Source organism: Terribium retamae, assembly GCF_022347545.1.
Classification (GTDB): domain Bacteria; phylum Pseudomonadota; class Alphaproteobacteria; order Rhizobiales; family Rhizobiaceae; genus Mesorhizobium; species Mesorhizobium retamae.
The window spans coordinates 1-4,004 of the sequence record NZ_JAKREW010000100.1 but is presented as its reverse complement, the minus strand read 5'-3'; the positions used below and the strand labels follow the sequence as shown (position 1 = coordinate 4,004).

General features: G+C 67.0%; 3 protein-coding genes. 1 reads left to right on the top strand and 2 read right to left on the bottom strand.

The features are described 5' to 3' along the window. Positions 1-219: hypothetical protein (locus L4923_RS30600; protein WP_239370854.1), on the top strand; the 219-nt coding region annotated here is incomplete at its 5' end. Here the strand turns inward: L4923_RS30600 and L4923_RS30595 are convergent. Next, positions 191-3,292, bottom strand: coding sequence for an efflux RND transporter permease subunit (locus L4923_RS30595; protein WP_239370853.1), 3,102 nt, complete (start codon positions 3,290-3,292; stop codon positions 191-193). The genes L4923_RS30600 and L4923_RS30595 overlap by 29 nt on opposite strands. 47 nt (positions 3,293-3,339) lie before the next feature. Further along, positions 3,340-3,849, bottom strand: coding sequence for an efflux RND transporter periplasmic adaptor subunit (locus tag L4923_RS30590; protein WP_239370852.1), 510 nt, complete (start codon positions 3,847-3,849; stop codon positions 3,340-3,342). Positions 3,850-4,004 lie beyond the last annotated feature (155 nt).

The following is a 4,004-nucleotide window of genomic DNA, read 5'->3' as shown; positions in this document are numbered from 1 at the left end:
GGGCTCTCTCGCGGCCCGGTTCTGCTCCCGTTTCCGTCGTTGGCCATAGTGTCGGGGGGGGGGGGGGGGGGGGGGGGGGGCGGCGCCCCCCCCCCCCCCCCCACCCCCCCCCCCCCCCCCCCGGGGGCGGGGGGGGGGGGGCGCGCCCCCCCCCCCCCCCCCCCCCCCCCCGGCCGAGCCCAGCTGGGGGTTATGAGCTCGGCGTTTCGGCCTGTCTAGCAACAAGCAGTTCTCCGGCAGCGCGATCGGCGTCGGTGACCGAGGTCAGCGGCCGCAGCCTGCGCGCGAGCCAGCCATTCAGATCGTCCATGACGGTGAACATTACCGGCACGAACACCAGCGACAGCAGCGTCGAGGTGATCAGGCCGCCGATCACCGCGATCGCCATCGGCGCGCGGAAGCCGGCATCGGCGCCGACACCGATGGCCGCCGGCACCATGCCGGCCACCATGGCGATCGTCGTCATGATGATCGGCCGTGCGCGGGTCGTACCGGCCTTCATCAGCGCGGCGCGCCGGTCGAGGCCCTCGCGCCTTGCCTCGATCGCGTAGTCGACCAGCAAGATCGAGTTCTTGCCGACGATACCCATCAGCATCAGGATGCCGATGACCGACGACAGGTCGAGCGCCGAGCCCGCAATGATCAGGGCCAGCGCCGCGCCGCCCAGCGACAGCGGCAGCGCGATCAGGATGGTTACCGGCTGCAGGAAGTCCTTGAACAGCAGGACCAGCACCGCGACCACCATGAGCACGCCCGCCAGCACCGCGAGCGCAAAGTTGCGGAACATCTCGGCCATGGCTTCGGTGTCGCCATATTCCTTGAGGCTGACGCCCGCCGGCAGCTGCTTGTAGGCAGGCAGTTCCATGATCGCCGCCATGGCGGTGCCGAGCGTGGCATGATTGTCGAGATTGGCCTCGATGGCGACCTGGCGCTTGCGGTCGAGACGCTCGATCTGGCCTTCCTCGGCGCCGAAGGTGATATCGGCCACCGAAGTGAGCGGCACCATCTTGCCGCCGGAGGTACCGACGCGCAGCTTGCGCAGCGCCTCCAGATCGGCGCGGGCGGAGCTATCCAGCAGCACGCGGATCGGCACCTGACGCGTGCCGAGGTTGAACTGAGCCGAAGCGGAATCGATCTCGCCCAGTGTCGCGATGCGCGCGACGGTTCCGAGCGCCATCGACGATACGCCAAGGCGCGCCGCCTCGTCCGGCCGGGGCTTTACCACCAGTTCGGGCGCCAGCGGCGGCTCGCTCGACAGCACGTTGGCGAGCTGCGGCAGGCCACGCATTTCCATTTCGAGCTTGCGTGCAGCATCCGACAGCAACTCAGCATCTTCGCCGACAAGATTGATCGCGACCTCCTTCCCGCCACCGTCGGACAGGAAGGTGAACTGGATGTCGGGTGTCGTGGCGAAGATCGGCCGCACGGCTGCCTCGAAGCCCTTTCGGTCTTCATTGCGTTCGCTGCGTGGGGTCAGCCGGATCAGGAAGTTTGCCTGGTTGACGTTTTCGGAGGTGACCAGCACCGTCTCCACTTCCGGCCGAGCCAGCAATTGCTTGGCGATGCCGTCGGTCACGCTTTCGGTCTCGTTGAGCCGGGTGCCGGGCGGCAGCGTCACCTTGACTTGCGACAGGTTGCCGTCGCTGGTCGGAAGGAAGCCGGTGGGCAGCATGGTCAGCAGTCCGATCGAGCCTGCGAAGATCACCGCCACGATGGCCAACGCGGTCTTGCGATGGTCGAGCGTCCAGGCGAGCAGCGAGGTGTAGCCGGTCGAAACCCGGGACGGCTTCACGTCATGAGCGGCCTGTTTTGCCGGCAGCATTAGATAGGCAGCCATCAGCGGCGTGAGCAGACGCGCGACCAGCAGCGAGAACAGCACCGCAATGGCGACCGTCAGGCCGAATTGCTTGAAATATTGCCCGACCGCGCCGCCGATGAAACTTACCGGCGCGAAGATGGCAACGATTGTCAATGTCGTTGCCACCACCGCCAGCCCGATGGCGTCGGCTGCCTCGATCGAGGCTATATAGGGCCGCTTGCCCAGATGGATGTGACGCTCGATGTTCTCGATCTCGACGATGGCATCGTCGACCAGGATGCCGATGACCAGCGTCAGCGCCAGCAGGCTGATCGAGTTCAAGGTGAAGCCGAGCAGATCCATTGCCGCAAAGGTCGGCAGGATGGACAGCGGCATCGCCAGCGCCGAGATCATGGTGGCGCGCCAGTTGCGCAGGAACAGGAACACCACGATGACCGTCAGCACCGCGCCTTCCACCAGCGCGGTCGAGGCGGCGTCATAGCTTTCCATCGTGTATTGCACGGTCGAGATCAGTTCCTTGATCTCGATGTCCGGCGAGCGCGCCTGAATTTCGGCAATGCGGGCACGAGTGGCGTCGGCGACAGTGGTGTCGCTGTAGCCCTTGCCGCGCGAAACGGAGAAGCCGACGGTCGCCTCGCCATCCTGCCGTGCGAAGAAGCGCGGTTCGGCGGCACCGTCGGTGACGGTTGCAATGTCGGCCAGCTTCACCCAGCGCCTGTCCGGCAATGGTACGGAAAGCTGGGCAAGCTCCTCCACCGTCTTGACGCTGCCGAGCGCGCGGATGGACTGCTCGCGTCCGCCGATGGTGCCGCGGCCGCCCGGAATGTTGGCGTTGATGTCGCGCAGGGCCGAGTTGACCTGGTCGGCCGTCACACCGAGCGCCTGCATCTTGTCGGGATCGAGCGAGACGCGGATCTCGCGAGCGACGCCGCCCAGCCGCTGCACCTTCTGCACGCCACTGACGGCGAGCAGTTCGCGATTGATGGTGTCGTCGACGAACCAGGACAGTTCGACCGGCGTCATGCGCGGCGCCTTGACCGTATAATAGAGGATGGCGCTGCCATCGACGTCGACGCGCGAGATCACCGGCTCCTGGATCGACTGCGGCAGGTCCGAGCGGATCTGCTGGATCGCTTCGCGCACGTCATTGGTGGCACGGTCGGGGTCGACGCCGATCTTGAACTCGACCTCGGTGACCGAGGAGCCGGTGGTGACGGTCGACTTGATGTGGTTGACGCCGGCAAGTCCGGACGCCGCCCCTTCGACGCGTCGGGTGACCTGTGTCTCCAGTTCCGCCGGGGCGGCGCTCGACTGCGTCACCGTCACGGTGACGATCGGGAAGGTGACGTTGGGGTTGGCGTTGATCGGCAGCCGCATGAAGGCGGCCAGACCCGCGAAGGTCAGCACGATGAACAGGACGATGGTGGGGACCGGCTTGCGGATCGCCCAGGCAGAGATGTTGCTAGCCTGCATTTTTACACTCGATGGTGTCCGAAGGTCGTTCCGACTTTCGGGGCCTGTTACTTCTTGACGCTTCCAGCCTGCGCCAGGTCGACGACCGTCACCGCGTCGCCTTCGCGCAGGGCGGCACCTGCCTTTGCGACGATGCGTTCACCGGGCTCGAGGCCGGCGCGGATCTCGACCTTGCCGCTCTTGCGCAGGCCTGTCTCGACCGGACGGCGCTGCACGCGGCCTTCGTTGACGACGAACACCGCGCAATCGTCGGTGCCTCGGCCATAGACCAGCGCGCTGTCGGCGACGACGATGGCCTCACGCCTGGCGAAGATCACCTCGGCCTTGCCGAAGGCTCCGGCAAACAGCGGCTCCTTGGTGTCGAGCCTGATCTGTGCCGATCCCAGTCGGGTCTCACGGTCGATCTTGGGAGCAACGATGCGCACCGTGCCATTGATCTCACCGGTGCGGCCGGCAAGCTTCACCTTGACCGGCTGGCCGATGGCCAAGACCGGCAGGTCGGCCTCCGGAACTTCGGCGGCGAATTCGACAGCCCCGTCGCGGATGAGGCGGATCAACGGCTCGGCGCCGGCCCCCGCCCCCGCCCGGGGGTTGGGGTTGGGGTGAAAGGGGGGCGGGGGCCCCCGGGCCCCCCCCCCCGGCGCCATCGGGCGCGGGCCCGCCCCGGCGGGGGCGCGGGGTAGAAAAGGAAGAAAGAGAAAAGCAAGGGGCC